The 19,691-nt window shown below is 70.6% G+C and carries 20 protein-coding genes; 11 read left to right on the top strand and 9 right to left on the bottom strand.

Annotated features, from left to right (window positions below; all coding sequences use genetic code 11):
• The first annotated feature begins 76 nt into the window (after positions 1-76).
• The 6 genes from B4V04_RS17180 to B4V04_RS17155 all read left to right on the top strand — a co-directional run bounded on the left by B4V04_RS17180 (position 77) and on the right by B4V04_RS17155 (position 3,811).
• On the top strand, positions 77-595 hold the full coding sequence (locus B4V04_RS17180; RefSeq protein ID WP_144796344.1) for a hypothetical protein: 519 nt from the start codon (positions 77-79) through the stop codon (positions 593-595).
• Positions 596-716: 121 nt separating this feature from the next.
• Complete coding sequence (locus tag B4V04_RS17175; protein WP_498232884.1) at positions 717-1,259, top strand: hypothetical protein; 543 nt, start codon at positions 717-719, stop codon at positions 1,257-1,259.
• A complete protein-coding gene (locus tag B4V04_RS17170; protein WP_498232883.1) occupies positions 1,249-1,641 on the top strand; it encodes a hypothetical protein in 393 nt (130 codons plus the stop codon). The genes B4V04_RS17175 and B4V04_RS17170 overlap by 11 nt, the downstream gene beginning before the upstream one ends.
• Positions 1,638-2,963 carry a helix-hairpin-helix domain-containing protein gene (locus tag B4V04_RS17165; protein ID WP_498232882.1) on the top strand — a complete coding sequence of 442 codons (1,326 nt, stop codon included), beginning with the start codon at positions 1,638-1,640 and terminating at the stop codon, positions 2,961-2,963. The genes B4V04_RS17170 and B4V04_RS17165 overlap by 4 nt, the downstream gene beginning before the upstream one ends.
• A complete protein-coding gene (locus tag B4V04_RS17160) occupies positions 2,960-3,262 on the top strand; it encodes a hypothetical protein (protein ID WP_498232881.1) in 303 nt (100 codons plus the stop codon). Before B4V04_RS17165 ends, B4V04_RS17160 begins: the two co-directional genes overlap by 4 nt.
• Before the next feature lie 75 nt (positions 3,263-3,337).
• Complete coding sequence (locus B4V04_RS17155; RefSeq protein ID WP_498232880.1) at positions 3,338-3,811, top strand: universal stress protein; 474 nt, start codon at positions 3,338-3,340, stop codon at positions 3,809-3,811.
• Between the two features lie 6 nt (positions 3,812-3,817).
• On the opposite strand, the gene B4V04_RS17150 is transcribed toward B4V04_RS17155, so the two are convergent.
• Both B4V04_RS17150 and carB read right to left on the bottom strand, forming a co-directional pair.
• Positions 3,818-4,453, bottom strand: a complete 636-nt coding sequence (locus tag B4V04_RS17150; protein ID WP_498232879.1) for a DJ-1/PfpI family protein — start codon at positions 4,451-4,453, stop codon at positions 3,818-3,820.
• Positions 4,454-4,587: 134 nt separating this feature from the next.
• Positions 4,588-7,815, bottom strand: a complete 3,228-nt coding sequence (carB, locus tag B4V04_RS17145) for a carbamoyl-phosphate synthase large subunit (RefSeq protein ID WP_498232878.1) — start codon at positions 7,813-7,815, stop codon at positions 4,588-4,590.
• A gap of 158 nt (positions 7,816-7,973) precedes the next feature.
• On the opposite strand from carB, the gene B4V04_RS17140 reads away from it, so the two are divergent.
• On the top strand, positions 7,974-9,011 hold the full coding sequence (locus tag B4V04_RS17140) for a S66 family peptidase (protein WP_498232877.1): 1,038 nt from the start codon (positions 7,974-7,976) through the stop codon (positions 9,009-9,011).
• Positions 9,012-9,097: 86 nt separating this feature from the next.
• Here B4V04_RS17140 and B4V04_RS17135 read toward each other — a convergent pair whose 3' ends face one another.
• From B4V04_RS17135 to B4V04_RS17120, 4 genes are all read right to left on the bottom strand, one after another.
• Complete coding sequence (locus B4V04_RS17135; RefSeq protein WP_144796328.1) at positions 9,098-9,313, bottom strand: hypothetical protein; 216 nt, start codon at positions 9,311-9,313, stop codon at positions 9,098-9,100.
• 157 nt (positions 9,314-9,470) lie between these two features.
• The gene (locus B4V04_RS17130; protein ID WP_498232876.1) at positions 9,471-10,004 is read right to left on the bottom strand and encodes a DUF5815 family protein; all 534 of its coding nucleotides are present in this window, start codon (positions 10,002-10,004) and stop codon (positions 9,471-9,473) included.
• Between the two features lie 80 nt (positions 10,005-10,084).
• Positions 10,085-10,321, bottom strand: a complete 237-nt coding sequence (locus B4V04_RS17125; protein ID WP_498232875.1) for a hypothetical protein — start codon at positions 10,319-10,321, stop codon at positions 10,085-10,087.
• A gap of 76 nt (positions 10,322-10,397) precedes the next feature.
• The gene (locus B4V04_RS17120; RefSeq protein WP_498232874.1) at positions 10,398-12,620 is read right to left on the bottom strand and encodes a CDC48 family AAA ATPase; all 2,223 of its coding nucleotides are present in this window, start codon (positions 12,618-12,620) and stop codon (positions 10,398-10,400) included.
• Between the two features lie 282 nt (positions 12,621-12,902).
• Between B4V04_RS17120 and larC the strand changes: the two genes are divergently transcribed.
• Positions 12,903-14,309: a nickel pincer cofactor biosynthesis protein LarC gene (gene larC / locus B4V04_RS17115; RefSeq protein WP_498232873.1), complete on the top strand. Its 1,407-nt coding sequence runs from the start codon at positions 12,903-12,905 to the stop codon at positions 14,307-14,309.
• Positions 14,310-14,348: 39 nt separating this feature from the next.
• Here the strand turns inward: larC and B4V04_RS17110 are convergent, their stop codons facing one another.
• Complete coding sequence (locus B4V04_RS17110; RefSeq protein WP_498232872.1) at positions 14,349-14,690, bottom strand: hypothetical protein; 342 nt, start codon at positions 14,688-14,690, stop codon at positions 14,349-14,351.
• Positions 14,691-15,238: 548 nt separating this feature from the next.
• On the opposite strand from B4V04_RS17110, the gene aspS reads away from it, so the two are divergent.
• The 3 genes from aspS (at position 15,239) to B4V04_RS17095 (ending at position 17,733) form a co-directional block, all read left to right on the top strand.
• Positions 15,239-16,543: an aspartate--tRNA(Asn) ligase gene (gene aspS, locus B4V04_RS17105; RefSeq protein WP_498232871.1), complete on the top strand. Its 1,305-nt coding sequence runs from the start codon at positions 15,239-15,241 to the stop codon at positions 16,541-16,543.
• 166 nt (positions 16,544-16,709) lie between these two features.
• On the top strand, positions 16,710-17,003 hold the full coding sequence (locus B4V04_RS17100; RefSeq protein WP_498232870.1) for a hypothetical protein: 294 nt from the start codon (positions 16,710-16,712) through the stop codon (positions 17,001-17,003).
• Position 17,004: 1 nt separating this feature from the next.
• Positions 17,005-17,733, top strand: a complete 729-nt coding sequence (locus B4V04_RS17095) for a DUF4382 domain-containing protein (RefSeq protein ID WP_498232869.1) — start codon at positions 17,005-17,007, stop codon at positions 17,731-17,733.
• 348 nt (positions 17,734-18,081) lie between these two features.
• Here B4V04_RS17095 and B4V04_RS17090 read toward each other — a convergent pair whose 3' ends face one another.
• Both B4V04_RS17090 and B4V04_RS17085 read right to left on the bottom strand, forming a co-directional pair.
• A complete protein-coding gene (locus B4V04_RS17090) occupies positions 18,082-18,759 on the bottom strand; it encodes a TVP38/TMEM64 family protein (RefSeq protein ID WP_498232868.1) in 678 nt (225 codons plus the stop codon).
• A gap of 100 nt (positions 18,760-18,859) precedes the next feature.
• Positions 18,860-19,687, bottom strand: coding sequence for an NAD(+)/NADH kinase (locus B4V04_RS17085; RefSeq protein WP_498232867.1), 828 nt, complete (start codon positions 19,685-19,687; stop codon positions 18,860-18,862).
• Between the last annotated feature and the right edge of the window lie 4 nt (positions 19,688-19,691).

The raw sequence follows: 19,691 nt of genomic DNA, 5'->3' as shown, positions 1-19,691 counted from the left end.
ACCACTCAAAAACCGTCGACAACTCCCCTAATTTATTACATACCAGTTTAATATCTATTGTGATCATTACTTAAGAATGTCCGTAGGACAGGAGTTACTCGACGTACCGTTCCCCGAGATGGTGGCCAGCATGGGTCAGGGGATCGCGGACGCGCAGAACCAGTTGGACATGAACTCGGTCGAGGTCGCCAAGACGCTCGCGGAGACGGAGATCGAGGTCGTCCCGGCGATCACGCGGACGATCGACTCGAACGGCGACGTCACCTACTCCTCGGCGGACGCGATCGACGTCTCGCTGCTCCAGGCGGGGCTGTTCCCGACGTTCTACCAGTTCTCGGAGGCCGTCATCGAGGTCGAGATGGACATCAAGACGACCACCGAACGGGAGACGGACATCGACGTCAGCGCCAAGGCGCACGCCGGATTCGGACTGTGGGGCGGCAGCATACAGACCGACGTGAGCCACAACCGCAAGTTCGGGAAGGAGGTCCACGGGACGAGCAAGCTGAAGACCACGATGGTCCCGGTTCCGGAGCCGCCGTACCTCTTCCCCGAGGTCGAGACCGTCGACAACCGCACCACGCCCGAGGAGTGATCGAATCGGTTCGCGGTCCCGCCGTCGAGAGAGCGGCTCCCGACGGCGACGCCCGAACCGCACTCGCGACAATCGAACCGCACCCGCGACACCGTCATCTATGCCACTACGCGCCCATCACGTGAGTCTGCCCAGTACCGCCCGCCGCCGACCGGACCAGCCGGTCGCGGACGTCCCGTTCGACGACCTCGTCTACCTGCTGGCCGCCGGCGTCGCCGACGCGCAGACCGCGCTCGACGCGCACAGCGCGGAGACGGGGGCGTCGCTCGCGGAGACCGAACTCGAGGTCGTCCCGTCGGTCACGCGGACGATCGACACCGACGGGACGGTCACCGCGACGCCGGCTCCGGCGGAGCGCCGACCCCTGCTGGAACTCGGGATCACGCCCGCCTGGTACCGGTTCAGCGAGGCGACGATCGAGGTCGACGTCGACGTGCGCGCGACCGAACGCGAGGGCGACGACGGGAGCACTAACGGTGACCCCGCCGACCCCGCGGACGGGCTCACGGCGAGCACGCAGTCGGTGATCGACCGGCGGCGGTTCGACCGGGAGACCGGCGCGAACGCCCGACTGGCGGCGCGTCTCGAACCGACGCCGCTGCCGGTGCGGACCGGTCCCTCGGCGGACATCGACGCGGCGCGCGGAGGCGACCGTGCCGACTGACGAGTGGCTCGCGCGACCGCTCTCCGAGTTCGTTCGGTCGGTCGCGTTCTCGGTCGCGGAGGGGCAAGAAGAGCTCGACCGCCGGTCGATGGCCTCCCAGCGCGCGCTCGAACGGGAGATCGAGAGCGGAGAGCTCGCGTACGAGCTCGACGCCTCCTGGCTCCGATTCTCCGAGGTCGAGGCCGATCTGGAGGTGACGCTCTCCGTCGAGGGCAAGGAGATCCGCGACCCGGAGACCGACGAGATCCGCGGGTACAAGCCCGTCGTGAAAGCGGTGCCGCTCAACCATCGCGTCGCGGACGAGTACGAGGTGGACGCCGAGATCGCGAGCGAGGTCCGCCTCAAGATCGCGCCCGTGCCGCCGGAGACGCGTCGACCATGAGCGACGGGTTCGACGTCAAAAGCGACCCGTATCGGATCACCGAGACGTTTCAGTTGGAGGAGATCCCCCAGATCGACGTCGACAAGTTCGACACCGTCGAGCGGGCGGCGCTCGAGCGGGTGATCACCGAGCGGCAGGAGTCGCTCGTCCGGCTCCAGACCGACGTGCTCGACGTGCGGAGCGAGCGCGACGCGCTCGAACATCGGCTCTCGACGCTGAGCGACGACCGCGATCGGCTGCAGGAGCGCGTGCGGGAACTGGAGGCCGAGCGGCCGGCGCTGGAGCCGAAGACCGTCTTCTCGAACCTCGGCGCGGCGCTGGAGGCGGCCGACGACGACCTGTCGGGCGAGCGGTACCGCGTCGACGACGTCGACTTCACGCTCAAGGCGAACGTGACCCAGACCGAGGAAGGGGTCCGGATGCATCTCCCCTCGCTCGACGAGTCGTCGCTCTCGGCGAACCTCAGCGAGGTCTCGTTCCGGCTGCGAGCGCCCCGCACCGAGCCGGACAGACCGGAGACGGAGTACGTCGACGTGCCGGCGCTGCGAGGGCTGTCGCGCGAGGCCGCGGTCCGCCGACTGACCGCCGCCGACCTCGCGGTCGGAACGGTCGAACGGGCCCCCGACCCGACGACGACCCCCGGAGCCGTCGTCGAGCAGTTCCCCGACGCGTACGCGGTCGCCGAGCCCGGATCGCCCGTCGACCTCGTCCTCGCCGAGGAGCCCGCCGCCGGTCCGGAGGCGACAGACGGATCGAGTACGGAGACGACGGACGAATCGAACGCGGATGAGGATACCGACGACTCGACCGACTCGACCGACGCTGACGCGACGGGGGGCGGCGACGCAAGCGTCGACGAGACCGCGGACGACGCGTCCGCCGACGAGACCCCGGAGGAGAAGCCCGACGAGCCGACCGACGCCGACGAGAAGGCGCGCATGGAGGCGTTCCGCCGCGCGATCGTCGAAGTCGATCCGGAGAACGGGTCGGCCGTCGCGGACCGGCTGCACCGCGCCGGCGTCACCGACCTCGAGTCGCTGGTGAAACGGGACCCGGCGGAGCTCGCCGAGCGGCTGTCGATCCCGGTCGAGCGGGTCCGCGCGTTACAGGACGAGCTCGGCGGTCGCGAGGAGTCGCCCGGGCTCGAATCCGTCTCCGGCATCGGCCCGACGTACGCGAGTCGACTGCGCGAGAAGGGGATCGAAAACGTCGCGCAGCTGTCGGCGCTCGACCCGGAGACGGTCGCCGAGATCGCGCGGGCGTCGACGAGCCGGGCCGCGGACTGGATCGAACAGGCGGTCCGGATGACGGAGGAGCGGTGACCCTCGCGGAGCGGTTCGGCGCGTCGATCGAGGTCTCGGGACCCGACCCCGACGCGGAGGCGTTCTTCTTCGTGAAACGCGCCGAACCGGTCGATCACGACGCGTTCGTCACCGGGCTGCTCGGGCTCGTGGGGACGTCGGGCCGGCTCGTACTCCACCACCGGTCGGGGTTCGCGGTCGTCCGCGTGTCGCACGACCGGGCTCGGAGACTGCGGCGGCTCCCGTGGATCGACACGATCGGCGGCGTTCGGTTCGATCCGGAGCAGTTCGCGGCGGTGACCGGCGCTCCCGTCGCGTGAGGAGAGCGTCTTCGATTCTCAACGCGAGTATTCGCACCGACAGCGTATTTATCCCTCCACCACAACCCTCCCGTCATGACTCTCGTCGTGGTCCCGGTCCGATTCCCGCCGTCGTCGCACTCGGCGGCGACGCTGCGGGAGGCCGTCCGCGTCGCCGAGGAGCGCGACGCCGACCTCACGATCCTCCACGTGGACCTGTATCAGAACTCCGGCGGCGTCTCCCGCAGCGACCTCAAGCGCGCCGTGGAGAGACAGATCGGAACGGTCGACCGCGCGCGGTACGTCGTCCGGCGCGGCTTCCTCGTCGAGGAGACCATCCTCGAAGAGATCGTCGCCGAGAAGGCCGACGTCGTCGTCATCGGCTCGAAGCAGGCGGGTCGCTGGCGGCGGATGGTCCAGAAGCTCCTCTCCGACCCGGACATCGACTCGTTCCTCCGGAGCGAGCTCGACTGCACCGTGATCACGGTCGAGGCCGACGGCGAGACCACGAGCAACGAGGCCGGGGAGAGCGAGGCCGACGCCCCGCTTCCCAACGACGGCGACGACTGACCGGCGTCAGTCGCTCTCGCCCGCGACCTCGTAGCGGCGCTCGTACTCGATGACGGTCGCGACGCGGTCGGCGACGGCTCCACCGAACTCCCGCTCGACGAGGTACAGGGCCAGGTCGATCCCGGAGGTCACGCCGCCCGCGGAGAGCAGGTCGCCGTCGTCCACGACGCGCGCGTCCACGACCTCGGCCCCCGACTCGCGCAGCTCGTCGATCGCGCCGGCGTGGGTGACGGCGCGCCGACCGTCGGTGACGCCGGCCTCCGCGAGCAGCATCGAGCCGGTACACACCGAGGCGATCCGCGTGCCGGCCGCGTGGTGGGCCGCGAGCGCGCGCGGCACGTCCCCCTTCCGCGCCTCCGCCCACGCGCTCGCCTCCTCGTCGCGCGCGTTCCAGCCGCCGCCCGGGACGAGCAGCAGGTCGGGGACGTCGTCCGCGTCCGGCTCGGGAAGGATCCCGTCGACCCCGACGCGCGTCCCGTGGCTCGCGGTCACCGATTCGCGCTCGTCGAGGGTCACGTACCGGACGCGCCCGGCCGGGTCGTCCCCTTCTCCGGCGTACTCCAGCGCGTAGTCGAACACCTCGTACGGGCCGATCCCGTCCAGCTCGTCGAAGCCGTCGTACAGCAGAATATCGACGTTCATACCGACCCGGAGGGCGGCGGGCGGCTTGTGCGTTCCCCCTCCGGGCGTGCGGCGATCCCGTCCCCCGTCTCCTACCGGGCCGAGCCCACCCCGCGCCGCCTCCGCGCCGCGCTCACTCTGTGCTCACTCCGCGCTCACTCCGCGCCGCCCCACCGCTCGACGCGCTTCGGCCGGTCGGAGACGGCCATCACGTCGATGTCGTCGCCGGCGTGTTCGATCGCTTCCAGCGCGGCCTTCGCGGAGGCGTGCGTCGAGAAGTAGGTGATCTCCTCCTCGACGGCCACCTCGAGCAGGTCGCGCTGGCGGGAGACGATGAGGTCGATCTCGCCGCGCCTCGCGGCCTCGATCAGGTCCGTCGCCGTCGAGAGCTCGAAGTGCTCGGCGTACCCCTCGACCAGCGCCTCGCCGGCCTCGGTGTCGGGGTCCGGGAACTCCTCGGCGGAGAGGTCGACGACGGCGGTGCCGGACTCCGGGATCGGCTTGCCGGTGGAGTCCTGCGCCTTGTCGTACGCCTTACCGAACGACCGGGCGGTGCCCATCACCTCGCCGGTCGACTTCATCTCCGGGCCGAGCCGCGGGTCCGAGCCCGGCAGGCGGTCGAACGGCAGGACGACCTCCTTCACGCTGCGGTGCTCCGGGATCTGCTCGTCGGCGTCGAGGTCGGCGAGCGTCAGGTCGTCCGTCATCACCTTCGCGGCGAGCTTCGCGATCGGGACGCCCGTCGCCTTCGAGACGAACGGGACCGTCCGCGAGGAGCGCGGGTTCGCCTCCAGCACGTACACCTCGCTGTCGACGTCGTCGCCGACGCCCGTCACCGCGAGCTGGACGTTGAGCAGGCCGACCGTGTCGAGCGCGCGGGCGATGTCCTCGGTGACCTCGCGAACCCGCGCCAGCGTCTCGTCGCCCAGCGAGCGCGGCGGGATCATGCAGGCGGAGTCGCCGGAGTGGACGCCCGCGCTCTCGACGTGCTCCATCACGCCGCCGAGCAGCACGTCCTCGCCGTCGGCGACGGCGTCGACGTCCAGTTCGACCGCGTCGTCGAGGAACTGGTCGACGAGGATCGGCTTGTCGGGGGAGACGCGGACCGCCTCCTCGATGTACTCTTCCAGCTCCGCGTCGTCCTCGACGACCCGCATCGCGCGCCCGCCGAGCACGTAGGAGGGGCGCACGAGTACGGGGTAGCCGATGTCGTGCGCCAGCTCCAGCGCCTCCGCCTCGCTCGTCGCGGTGCCGCCCTCGGGCTGCGCGATCCCCATCTCGTCCATGAGGACGTTGAAGCGGTCGCGGTCCTCGGCGAGGTCCATCGCCTCCACGCTCGTTCCCAGAACCGAGCAGTCGAGCCCGCGGCGCTCGATCTCCGCCTGGAGGGGTTCGCCCACGTTCACCGAGGTCTGCCCGCCGAACTGAACCATCACGCCGTCGGCGCCGGTCGTCTCGATCACGTCGGCGACCTCTTCGGCCGAGATGGGCTCGAAGAAGAGCCCGTCGGAGGTGTCGTAGTCGGTCGACACCGTCTCGGGGTTGTTGTTGACGACGTGCGCGTCGATGCCGAGCTCGCGGAGCGCGCGCACCGCGTGGACCGCGCAGTAGTCGAACTCGACGCCCTGCCCGATGCGGATCGGGCCGCCGCCGACGACCACGACGCTCTCGACGTCGGGGTCGACGCGGACCTCGTTCGTCGCGCCGGCCGTGTCGTCGCCCCGCAGGAACTGGGGCAGACGGGCCGAGTAGTAGTACGGCGTCGACGCCTCGAACTCGCCCGCGCAGGTGTCGACCTGCTTGTACGTCCGGTCGGGAACGCTCGTCTCGACCTCGCTCACGTCCGCCTCGACGCCCCCGGCGGTCGCGGTCGCGGCGATCTCCGCGTCCGTGCGGCCGACCATCGCGGCCTCGGTGAAGTCGCCCTCGGCGGCCGCGGCGGTCCCCTCGGCGATGTTCTCGAACCGCTCGACGTACCAGCGGTAGATGCCCGTCAGCCCGATCACGTCGTCGACGGTGTAGCCGCGGTCGAACGCCTCGAACATCGCGTACGGGCGGTCCGGGCTCGGGCGCTCGAGGTACTCCGACTCGAGCTCCCCGTCCGACACTTCGTCGAAGTCGACGGCGGGGTCGTACTCGGAGGAGCGGAGCGCCTTCACCATGCTCTCCTCGAACGTCCGCCCGATCGCCATCGCCTCGCCGGTCGACTTCATCGCCGTGCCGAGCTCGAAGTCGACGTCGTCGAACTTGTCGATCGGCCAGCGCGGCACCTTCGTCACCACGTAGTCGATGGCGGGCTCGAAGGCGGCCGTCGTCTCGCCGGTGATCTCGTTGTCGATCTCGTGGAGCCGCTTGCCCAGCGCGACCTTGGCCGTGACGCGCGCGATCGGGTACCCGGTCGCCTTCGACGCGAGCGCCGAGGAGCGGGAGACGCGCGGGTTCACTTCCACCACGCGGTACTCGCCGCCGGGCGTCCCGTCGTCGTGCCACGCGAACTGGATGTTACAGCCGCCCTGGATGCCCAGATCGCGGATCACTTCAAGCGCGGCGTCGCGCATCTCCTGGTGGCCGTCGTCGGGGATCACCTGCGACGGGGTGACGACCGTCGACTCGCCGGTGTGGATCCCCATCGGGTCGATGTTCTCCATGTTGCAGATGATGATACAGGAGTCGTCGGCGTCCCGCATCACCTCGTACTCGAGCTCGACCCAGCCCGCGATGGACTCCGTGATCAGCACCTCGCTGTTCCGCGAGAGGCGGAGCCCCTTGCGGACGCGCTCGACGAGCTCCTCGAACTCGTCGACGACCCCGGAGCCGGAGCCGCCGAGGGTGTAGGTCGTGCGGGCGATGACGGGGAGCCCGCCGACCGCGTCGACCGCGTCCTGGACGCGCTCGCGGAACGCCGCCTCGTCGAAGTCGGTGACCGACTCGCCCTCGTCGAGCGAGATGGTGGTCGAGGCGGGCACCGGCTGCCCGAGCCCCTCCATCCGCTGACGGAACAGGTCGCGGTCCTCCGTCGCGTAGATGGTGTCGAGCGGCGTCCCCATCACCTCGACGTCGTGCTCCTCTAAGATGCCCTCCTCGGCGAGCTCGGCGGTGACGTTGAGGCCGGTCTGGCCGCCGAGCCCGGCGATGACGCCGTCGGGCTCCTCGATCCGGATGACCTCCGCGATCGCCTCCGGCGTGATCGGCTCGATGTACACCCGGTCAGCGGTCTCCGGGTCGGTCATGATCGTCGCCGGGTTCGAGTTCACCAGCACGACGCGGGCCCCCTCCTCCTGGAGGGCGCGACACGCCTGTGCGCCGGAGTAGTCGAACTCGGCCGCCTGTCCGATCTGGATCGGCCCGCTACCGATGAGTAGAATGGTCCGGTCCTCGCTCATTATCGCGACGGAGTACGCTCATCGTAATAAGGCCGACGATAGAATACGAATCTCGCAGCGACTTTGCGATTTTCGCAAGGTACGTCGAGACATGGCGAACGAGAAAGAGTGACACGTGACCCGGTGACTTATGCGGACGTCGGACGCAAGCCGCCGACATGGCGTTTACGACGCCCCCGCCGCTCGGGGACGATCAGAAGCTGGCGGTCGTGGCGCCCTCGCGACCGGCCGACGCGACGCGGCTCCGGATCGGCCGCGAGCGACTCGCCGCGCTCGGGGTCGAGACGCGCGTGTTCCCGACCGCGGACCCCGACCGCGAGAAGCCGGCGTCGCCCGCGGCCCGTGCGGCAGACATCGAGGACGCCTTCACCGACCCCGAGATCGGCGCCGTGATGGCGTACACCGGCGGCGACGACCAAATACGAGTGCTCCGGCACCTCGACGGCGACGCGCTCGCGGCGAACCCGACCCGCTTCTTCGGGTACAGCGACAGCGACAACCTCCGGCTGTTCCTCTGGAACCGCGGGATCGTCAGCTACGGGCTCGGGATCCATCCGGACCTCGTCTGCGATCCGGAGCTCCGCCCCTACACCGAGCGGTACCTCCGGCGCGCGCTGTTCGGGGACTCGCTCGGCGCCGTCGCCCCCGCCGACGAGTGGACGGACGAGTGGTTCGACTTCGAGACCGGCGAGCCGCGCGCGTGGCGCGAGAACCCCGGCCCGACGACGCTGATCGGTCCGGAGGCCGACCCCGACGAGCCGGTCCGGGGCCGGGTGTGGGGCGGCTCGTTCGCGATAGTGAAGTGGCACCTCCAGGCGGACCGGTACCTCCCGGACCCCGAGCGGCTCGACGGGGCCGTCCTCGCGCTGGAGACCTCGGAGGACGTGCCGCCGCCGCGCGAGGTCGGCTACACCCTCCGCGCGATGGGCGAGCGCGGGCTCTTGGAGCGGTTCGACGGCGTGCTCGTGGGTCGCCCGCGGACGAACGCGCCGACCCTCGAGTGGGATCCGGACCCGTACGAGTACCCCGCCGAGCTGGAGGACGTCGCGGCTCGCGAGCTCGAGCGTTACGCCCCGGACGCGGTCGCCGGCTTCGGCTACGACTTCGGCCACACGGACCCGTCGTTCCCGCTCCCTCTCGGCGCGGTCGCGAGGCTCGATCCGGCCGACGGCGCGCTCCGGTTCGGGTCGGAGTGACGGCGTCTGTCGCCGGCGGGGTCGCCGGGGCCGGGACGCCGGGGCCGGGACGCCGCGACCGGGTCGCCGGGGCCGGGACGCCGCGGTCAGGTCTCCAGCCGGTACCGGTACGGGCGGTCCGCGATGACCTCGACCTCGCCGCGCTCGGCCCACCGGCCCAGCACGGTCGCGACGCGGTGCGGGCTGTCGATCTCCTCGCACTCGTCGGCGAGCGCGAGGATCTCCCGCGCCGTCAGCGGCTCGTCGGCCTCGGCGAGCACGCTGCGAATTCGGTCGTAGCGGTCGTATTCACCGCCGCTCATACGTCATACGTACGACAGCCGTATATATAGGGTTCAGTGAGACGCGAGTCGGACAAATGTCTGACAGGACCGCTGAAACGGGTGCAGACCGCGGATTCGGAGTGATTCGGAGTGAATCGGGCGTCCCGACGCCGTCCCGACTCTTTCCCGTTGGTCGTCAGGCGTACGGGTCTTCCGCCTCGAGGTCGCGCTCGGCGCGGTACTGCTCGACGAACTCGCTCACGTCGAACTCGACCATCTCCGACTCAAACGCCGAGAGCGCCTCGTCGTCGTCGGCGTGACTGACGGCGTGTTCCATCAGCTCGACGACGAGCTCGACGACGATCTCGTGGAGGCGCCGGGAGTCGAAGTCCGTCACCCACGCCATCGCGTAGCCGACGTCCGCGTTCTCGCTGGCGTCGTACGCCACGACCGCCTCCGGGAACTCCTCTAACACGACGCCGAGCAGGTGCGGGGTGTCGAACTCCGGCATCTCCTCGCTGGTCGTCTCGATCGCCTCGCGGAGCACCTCGACGAGGAAGTCGGGGAGGAACCGCTCGGGGGGATGCACGTCCATCACGACCGCGTGCGTCTCGCCGCAGTCGCACTCGAACTCGCGCATCCCGAGGTCCAGCTCGCCGGCCGCTATCGTCTGCCCGCAGGGCAGCTCCAGCGTGTTCTCGTCACCGCCCGGGACGCGCGGCTGGGACATGCCTCCGCTTGGTCGCTGTCGGGGTTAAAAGACGCGGAACGAGACGCTCGGGAGTCGCGGTCGCGGTCGACGACGCGGGGCTACTCGTCGTCGTCCGCTTCGGGATCGTCCCCTTCGTGCTGTTCGCTCCCCTCCTCATCGCGACCGTGCTCCTCGTCGTCGCCCCCGTGCGTCTCCACCTCGGCTTCGATGCCGATCTCGACGCCGCTCGCCTCGTAGCTCGCTTCCACGACCTCGGCGTCGTCGCGCTCGATTTCCAGTTCGTCGCTGTCGACCTCCACTTCGACCTCCACGTCGACGGTGACGTCGTCGGACATAGCCGTGCGTCAATACGCTTCCCAGCCGAAAAAACGGTCGGCGCGGGCGGACGGCCTCCGGAGACGGCTCCGTGGCTTACTGGAACCCGATCCGGCCGCCGGTGTCGCGGATCGCGTTTCCGCTGCCGCCCTTGAACTGCTGTTCGACCTCCTCGTAGTACGCGAGGATGTCGTCGTTGATCGTGGGACGCACCGACTCCATGGCGCGCCGGAAGTGCTTCATCTCGACCTCCTCGGCGTCGTCGTCGTCGCGCAGGGCCTCGATGGCGGCCTCGCGGGCGATCCCCTCGAGGTCGGAGCCGACGTAGCCGTCCGTGATCTCCGCGATCTCGCGGAGGCTCACGTCGGGCGCGAGCGGCGTGTCTCGGGTGTGGATGTCGAGGATCTGCTCGCGGCCCTCCTGGTCCGGCTGGCCGATCATCACGAGCCGGTCGAACCGGCCCGAGCGCAGCAGCGCGGGGTCGATCATGTCGGGGCGGTTGGTGGCGCCGATCACCATCACGTCACCCATCTCCTCCAGTCCGTCGAGCTCGGTGAGCAGCTGGTTGACGACGCGCTCGGAGACGTTGTTGCCCATCTCCTGCCCGCGCGAAGGCGCGAGACTGTCGAGCTCGTCGAAGAAGATGATCGTCGGGCTCACCTGCCGGGCCTTCCGGAAGGTCTGTCTGATCGCCTTCTCCGACTCGCCGACCCACTTCGAGAGCAGCTGCGGCCCCCTGACCGAGATGAAGTTCGCGTTCGTCTCGTTGGCGACCGCCTTCGCCATCAGCGTCTTCCCGGTGCCGGGCGGGCCGTACAGCAGCACGCCCTTCGGGGCGTCGACGCCCATCCGGTCGAACTTCTCCGGCGAGGTGAGCGGCCACTCCACGGACTCCTGGACCTGCTGTTGGGCGTCGTTGAGGCCGCCCACGTCGTCCCACGAGATCTTCGGGAGCTCGACGAGCACCTCCCGCATCGCCGACGGCTCCACCTCCGTGAGCGCGCCCGAGAAGTCGTCGCGCTTGACGATCATCCGGTCGATCAGGCTCGGCGGGACCTCCTCGTCGTCGAGGTCGATCTCGGGGAGGTAGCGCCGGAGCGCCTTCATCGCGGCCTCCTTCGTCAGGCTCTCGATGTCGGCGCCGACGAACCCGTGCGTCTCGTCGGCGAGGTGGTCGAGGGAGACGTCGTCCGAGAGCGGCATCCCGCGGGTGTGGATCTGGAGGATCTCCTTGCGGCCCGTCTCGTCGGGGACGCCGATCTCGATCTCGCGATCGAACCGCCCCGGGCGGCGGAGCGCGGGGTCGACGCTGTCGACGCGGTTGGTGGCGCCGATGACGACCACCTGTCCGCGCGTCTCGAGGCCGTCCATCATCGTCAGCAGCTGGGCGACGACGCGGCGCTCGACCTCGCCCGTGACGTCCTCGCGCTTCGGCGCGATCGAGTCGAGCTCGTCGATGAAGATGATGCTGGGGCTCTCCTCTTTCGCGTCCTCGAAGATCTCCCGGAGCTGCTGTTCGGACTCGCCGTAGTACTTCGAGATGATCTCCGGGCCGGCGATCGAGAAGAACGACGCCGACGTCTCGTTGGCGACGGCCTTCGCGAGCAGGGTCTTCCCCGTGCCCGGCGGGCCGTGCAGGAGGACGCCCTGCGGCGGCTCGATCCCGAGCTTCGAGAAGATCTGCGGGTGTTTCATCGGCAGCTCGACCATCTCCCGGACGCGCTGGATCTCGTTCTGGAGGCCGCCGATGTCCTCGTAGGTGATCCCGCCGCCCGTCTTCTCGAACCCGGAGATCGGCTCCTCGCGGAGCTCGACGTCGGTGTCCTCGGTGATCAGACAGACGCCGTCGGGCTCGGTCTCCACCGCGATCAGCGGGATCGCCTGCCCGGGCGACCGCATGAACGGGTGGTTCGTCGAGGACATCACGGGGACGATGTCGCGCTCGACGACCGGGCGCTTGAGGATCTGGCGTTTCACCATGCCGGCGGCGTCCGAGCCGAACTGGACCGACGCCTCCTCCGGCGGGGCCAAGACGAGCTTTTCGGCCTTCTCCGCCTCTGCCTTTCGGATGGTCACGCGCTCGCCGATGCCGACGTCGGCGTTCTGGCGGGTGAACCCGTCGACGCGGACCGTGTCGGTGTTCCAGTCCTGGCGGTCGGCGCGCCAGACCTTCGCGGCGGTCGTCTCCGCGCCCTCGATCTCGATGATGTCGCCGGGCGAGAGCTTGAGGTGCAACAGCGTGTCGGGGTCGAGGCGGGCGATGCCGCGTCCCGAGTCGTTCGGGTACGCCTTCGCCACTTCGAGTTGGACTTCGTTCATGGTTCCTCGCGGGGGTTACCCGTATCTCCATCCGGTTCGGGAATAAGCCTGTTGCCCCTGCCCGTGCCGCCGGTCCGTCCGGGAGAACCGGGACCCGCGGCGGACTGTGTCATCATGTGGCACGGTACGGACCCCCGGCTTAAAACGCCGTCGTAAGCGTGCGTTTTCGCCGTCGACCCGGTCGGGATCGCGACGCCGGCTCCGGCCGCGGTCGCAGGGCGGTTCCGGGGGGTCCGGCGACGGATCCGGAGGTATTTGTCCCGCGCTCGCCTCCGGTCCGCCATGCGAACGCTCGTCTTCGACGGCCGGACCGGCGCCGCCGGCGACATGATCTGCGCCGCGCTGATCGCGGCCGGCGCCGACCCGGAGGTCCTCTCGCCCGTGACCGATCGGCTCCCGGTCCGGTACGAGATCGGGGAGACGACGAACAAGGGGATCCGAGCGACGACCGTCGACGTGCTCCTCGACGAGAGGGACGGCGGAGGGGCCGGGGGCGATCCCGATCACGGACACGACCACGGTCACGGCGAGGGCGACCACGGACACGACCACGGTCACGGACATGCCCACAACCACGACCACGAACACGGCGAGAGTGAGCGCGACCACGGACATGCTCACGACCACGAGCACGGCGATCACGCCGAGGGATCGGGCGTCCACCGCAGCTACCCCGAGGTCGTCGCGCTCGTCGAGTCGATGAACCTTCCCGCGTCCGTCGAGGCCGTCGCGCTCGACGCCTTCGAGCGCCTCGGTCGCGCCGAGGCGTCGGTCCACGGGACCGACCTCGACGAGACGCACTTCCACGAGGTCGGCGCGGACGACGCGATCGCCGACGTGGTGGGGGCGGCGCTCCTCCTCGACGACCTCGGTCCCGACCGCGTCGTGGCGACTCCGGTCGCGACCGGCGGCGGGGAGGTCTCGATGAGCCACGGCGTCTACCCGGTCCCCGCGCCGGCGACGACCGAGATCGCGGCGGGCGCCGACTTCTCGGTGGTCGGCGGCCCCGTCGACCGCGAGCTGCTCACGCCGACCGGGGCCGCGATACTGGCGGCGGTCGCCGAGGGCGTCGACCGGCTGCCTCCCCTCGACGTCGAGGACGCCGGCTACGGGGCGGGCGACGCGACCTTCCCGGAGCACCCGAACGTCCTCCGCGTCCTCGTCGGCGACGGCGGTGACGAGGGCGACGAGACCGCGGGAGCGGATGTCGACGACGGACTCGTCCGCGACGAGATCGCGGTGCTGGAGACGAACCTCGACGACGCCTCGCCGGAGGTGCTCGGCGGGCTCCAGGAGAGCCTCTCGCGCGCCGGCGCCCGAGACGTGACGGTCGTCCCGACGACGATGAAGAAGTCGCGGCCGGGCCACCTCGTGAAGGTCGTCTGCAAGCCGGAGGACGCCGAGGCGGTGGCGGAACGGCTCGCCCGCGAGACGGGGACCCTCGGCGTTCGACAGTCGGGCGCGAGCCACCGGTGGATCGCGGAGCGCGACTTCGAGACGGCGACGCTCGCGGTCGACGGCGACGCGTACGAGGTGTCGGTGAAGGTGGCGTCGACCGCCGACGGCGACGTCTACGACGTGAGCGCCGAGTACGACGACGCGGCCATGGTCGCGGAGGCCACGGGGATCCCGGTCCGAGACGTGCTCCGGCGGGCGGAGGCGCAGGTGCGCGATCGGGTGGGCGAGTGACCGTCGGCGCCCGCCGGAAACGGAGCGAGACCCACCCGGTCACGCGCCGTCGACGAGTTCGACGCGCTCCGGCTCCACTCCGAACCCGTCCCTCAGTCGCTCCGCGACACGGTCGGCGACGCCGCCGGGAGCGTCTGCGTCGGTGTGATGCTCGGGGTCCGTGACCGGTTCCTCGCCGTCGACCGAGAGGGTCGCGACCGCCTCCACCGTCGTGTCGTTGAGCCCCGGTCTGACGCCGGCGATCGTCAGCCCCTCGACGGCCACCCCGTCGACGCGCTCCAGCTGTCGGCGGGCGCCGGCCGCGAGGTCGCCGCCGGCCGCCTGCGAGACGCGAACGCTCACCGTCGCTTCCACCGTCTGCGTGCGGATGGCTGCTGCCATGAATCCCTCGCCGCGAATCGAACGCGGTGCGGCCCCGAACGCCGGACTCCGCCGTCGACGCCCGCGGGAGCGGGCGGCGGGGCGGCCTCGGCGCTCGCGAGGGTGACACGGTCGCGTCCGGCGGCTCCGCGGTCGATACGGCGACGGCTGGGGAGAACGGGTGCGGTCCGTCCCGCGGGGGAACCCTCCCCAGCCGACGCGCGTTACGCGGTCGGCCGGACGGACCGTGTGTCCGGAGTCCCGTAGCCGTTCCAGCCGAGGAGCGCGCCGCTGGCGATAGCGGCGGACGCCGTGGCGACGGAACGGAAGCGGGTCATACGTGGACTCCGCGGCGCGAGTGCGCCGTTGCTCGCTCGATATGTCGGACGTGTATTAAATCTGTGGCGAGGGTGTGCCTCGGTAGCACACGTCGGGATCCGACTGCGGCGCCGACCGCGCGACCGCCGCGAATCCGCGGTGAGACCGCCGCGCGCGACGGGTTCCGTCGACGGCGAGACGACAGGCCTATGCCGAACGCCCGACCAGACCCACGTAACGCAGCCACCGTCATGATCGAGCGAATCCACACGTCGGACGTCGAACCGGACGCGGACGAGGTCGCCATCGCCGGCCACGTCCACGAGATCCGCGACCTGGGGGGGCTCGTCTTCCTCATCGTGCGCGACCGCGAGGGGCTCATCCAGATCGTCTTCAAGGAGGAGCGCGAGCCGGAGCTGTTCGAGGCCGTGCAGGACGTCGGCGCCGAGGACGTGGTCCGCGTCGTCGGCGAGCCGCTTGAGAGCGACCAGGCGCCCGGCGGCGTCGAGATCGCGCCGACCGAGTACGAGGTCATCGACGAGGCCGACTCCCCGCTCCCCTTAGAGATCTCGAAGGACATCGAGGTCGACCTCTCGACCCGGCTCGACAACCGCGCGCTCGACCTCCGCAAGCCGGAGACGCTCGCCGTCTTCACCCTCCGTTCGAAGCTGATGACCGCGATGGAGGAGTGGTTCGACAACGAGGGGTTCGTCGACATCAAGACGCCGCTCATCTCGAAGGGCGGCGCCGAGGGCGGCGCGGAGCTGTTCCCGATCCTCTACTACAACAAGGACGCGTTCCTCTCGCAGAGCCCGCAGCTGTACAAGCAGATGCTGATGGCCTCCGGCTACGAGGCCGTCTACGAGACGGGCACCGCGTTCCGCGCCGAGGACTTCGCGACCTCCCGGCACGTCTCCGAGATCGCGATGTTCGACGTCGAGCTCGCGTACATCGAGGATCACGACGACGTGATGGACGTCCAAGAGGAGTCGCTGCGGTACGCGCTCCGCGCGGCCGCCGAGAACGCCGAGCGCGAGCTCGACCTGCTCGACGTCGACCTCGACGTGCCCGAGGACGACTTCCCGCGGATCACCTTCGACGAGGCGCTCGACATCCTCGAGCGCGAGTACGGCCACTTCCCGGACGACCCGACCGACCTCGACACGAAGGGCGAGAAGCTGCTGGGCGAGCACTTCGAGGAGCAGGGGCATCCCGCGTTCTTCGTCGTCGGCTACCCCGACGAGAAGTTCTACTACATGCAGGACGTCGAGGGCGACGAGATCGCCTCGCGGAAGTTCGACCTCATCTACAAGGGCCAGGAGCTCTCCTCGGGCGGGCAGCGCGAACACGACGTCGACCGCATGGTCGAGGTCATGGAGGAGGAGGGCGTCGAGACGGCGAACTTCGAGTTCTACATCGAGGCGCTCAGCTTCGGTACCCCGCCCCACGGCGGCTACGGGCTCGGCATCGACCGCCTCGTCCAGAAGGTCGCCGACCTCGACAACATCAAGGAGGCGATCATGTTCCCGCGCGACCCGAACCGGCTGGAGCCGTAGCCGGATCGCCCCGGCCGTTCGACGCGCTATTTTATAAGTAGGTCCGAATAGAGACGGAATCCGCTCTTCATCCCGCCTTCGGACGATTAAACCGAGTTAAATCGGGGGCAAATGGGCTGAACGGCTTGTGCCATTAAAGGGGGTAGCGCCCCGAGAGGAAACCGTCATGAACGCGATCCGAACGACCCTGATCGTGGCGCTGGCCACGGTGGTACTGATCGGGACCGGCGCGGCCGCCGGTGCCGTCGCGGCGACGTCCGGTCCGGACGACCCGGCGGGCGACGCGGGACCGCCGAGCGACCTGCCGGATCAGGTGCCGGACTTCGTCGGCGACGTCCTGAGTAGCGTGAACGACTTCCTCTCGGGCGGCGTCGACGACCTCGGTGACACCGTGAGCGACGTCGCCGGAAACGGTGACGACGCCGAATCCGGCGACGGCGACGACTCGGGGGCCGCGTAACGTGACGGACCGCACGCCCGAGGCCGACGCGTCCGAGACCGATTCGGTCTCCCGCCGGACCTACCTGCAGGCGACCGGCGCCGCCGCGCTCGGGGTCGCCGGGCTCGCCGGCTGCGTCGGCCGCGCGACCGGAACCCTCGCGACGCGGGTGACCGACCAGCCGGCCGACATCGGCGACTTCGAGTCGCTCGTGGTCACCATTCAAGGGATCTGGCTCGGACCCGAAGGCGCCGAGAGCGGCGTGGACGGGAACGAGACGGACGATGACGGTGGGGACGACGAGAACGCGACCGAGGGCGACGACGCCGACGGCAACGAGACCGACGACGGAGACGGCGACGAGCCCGCCGGCCGCGAGTACCTGGAGTTCGACGACCCGCAGGAGGCGGACCTCGTCCAGTTGCAGAACGGGGAGACGCAGCTGATCGACGAGCGAGAGCTGTCGGTCGGCACGTACCGGTTCCTCCAGCTCGACGTCTCGAACGTCGACGGCACGCTGGAGGGCGGCGACGAGGCCGACGTCGACCTGCCCGGGAACGCGCCGCTGACGTTCAACGAGGAGTTCGACGTCCGCGAGAACACCCGAACCAGCTTCACCGCCGACTTCGCGCCGGTCCGGCGGGGCAACGGTTCGTACCTCCTGCGTCCGGTTCCGCGCGGGATCGAGGTCTCCTACGAGGAGTCCGACGGGAGCGGGGACGACGCGAACGGGACCGACGACGACTCGTGAGGACGGCCGGCGTGTCACCCGTGGACCCCCGTTGAAGCCGTCTCGGATCGGCGCCGTCGGGGCGCCGCCGCGGCTTCGGGGTTAGGGCTGGGACGGTCCCGGGATCCGGGGTCATGGGAATGCACGTCCGCACCGGCTATCGGAGAGGCACACGAGTCGCCTCGACCGTCCGGAGGTACCGTGCCTCTGGACGATCGGCGCGTTCCGCCCGCAGTCGCGATTCTGATCGGGACCGCGAGATCGCAACGACCGCCCGCCGCGGCGTCTACCCCGCGGCCGGGACGGCACACGCCCTGCCGCGATACGCCGGCGACTGCGGTCGAATCCCGCGGTCGCCCGCCGAGGCGGTCACGCCGTCGTAGCGGGTTCTTCTCGGACGAGCGTTCGATACAGCGGCCCGGCGAGCAGCAGCGCCCCCGTGCCGGCCATCGCGACCAGCACGGTCGGATCGACCGCGGAGAGGTCGCCGGCCGCGAGCCGGTCCAGCGAGACGCCGACGGCGACGCCGACGATCACCCAAGGGAGTTCGCCGACTGCGGTGCCGACGAGGAACGGTCGCGTGCGGATCCCGGCGGCCCCCGCCCCGACCGAGACCGCGTCTGAGGGAAGCGGAAGCAGGCGAGTGGCCGCCACGGTCCGGAGGCCTCCGGCCGCGGTCGCCAGTCGCTCGCCCGCGTCGCAGAGCCGGTCCGCGGTCCGGGAGGCGCCGCGGACCCGGAGCCGCCCCGCCCGCGCGAGCCGGTAAGGGACGACGGCCGTCGCCACCAACAGGGCGACGCCGAGCGGGACGCCGACCCAGCCGTACCCGAATCCGACGGCCACGGCGAGCAGCGTCGTCGGCCACGCCAACAGCGGCCTGACGGCGGTCAGCGCGAGGAGCGCGACGCCGAACCGGACCGGGTCGTCCGCGAGCAGCGCGAGCCGATCGACGGCGGCCTCGGGCGACGCGAGCCAGGCGACCGCGGCCGCGCCCGCGACCGCGACGCCCGCGACGAGGTATCCGAACAGCGCGAACCGACGGTTCACGGCCGACGGTTCGCTTCGGGGGATAAACGCTTTGTGGGCCGACTCCGCCGTGAGGGCTGTCGGCGTCGCGGGCGGGCGACGCACGAGGGGGATGCCCCGGTCAGGAGAGCTTCCCCAGCGCCTCGAAGAAGTCCGACGGGGGGCCGGCGATCCGCATCGGCGGCGTCGTTCGCTCGACGGTCACCTCGACCGGGGCCTCCAGGGTCGTCGCGCTCCGCCCGTCGCTGACGACGGTCGCCTCGTCGACGCCCTCGACCGCGACCGTGACCGCGGCGTCGACGTCGACGACGAGCGGCGGCATCCCCGACTCGGCGGCCATCTCGTTCACGATGAGCCCGCTCACGCCCGGGCCGACGAGCGGGCCGCGCTCGGAGAGGTTGTACGCCGTCGAGCCGGTCGGCGTCGCGACGAGGACACCGTCGGCGTGACCGCCGGAGTAGCGGCTCCCGTCGACGCGCACCTCGTAGTCGAGGCCGGCCCCGGGACCGCGGCGGCCGCTCTGGATCACGATCTCGTTCGCCGCCGGCACCGACGTCCAGTCGCCCGCCCGCGCCGCGAGCCGCGGCGCCTCCCGGACGTCCAGTTCACCGCGGCCGAACGCCTCGACCTCGGCGAGCACGGCCTCCTCGGCGTCCGCCGGGGGGACCGCGTTGAGGAACCCCACCTCGCCGAGGTTGACGCCGACGATCGGCGTGTCGCCGGCGTTGCGCGCGACGAAGAGGAACGTCCCGTCGCCGCCCACCGCGACGGCGAGGTCCGCGTCGACGAGGGCGTCGACCGAGCGCCCGCGATCGCCCTCGCCGAGCGCGTCGGCCGTCTCCGCGTCGAGCCAGACGGACCCCCCGGCGGCGACGACCGCGTCGCGCAGCTCGGCCGCGAGGCTCGCCGCGCGCTCGCTCCCCTTCCGTGCCACGATGCCGACCTCCATGCGC

It is taken from the genome of Halorubrum sp. B52 (assembly GCF_059752555.1).
Note: the sequence above shows the minus strand (reverse complement) of the source record. Positions and strands in the feature narration are given on the sequence as shown.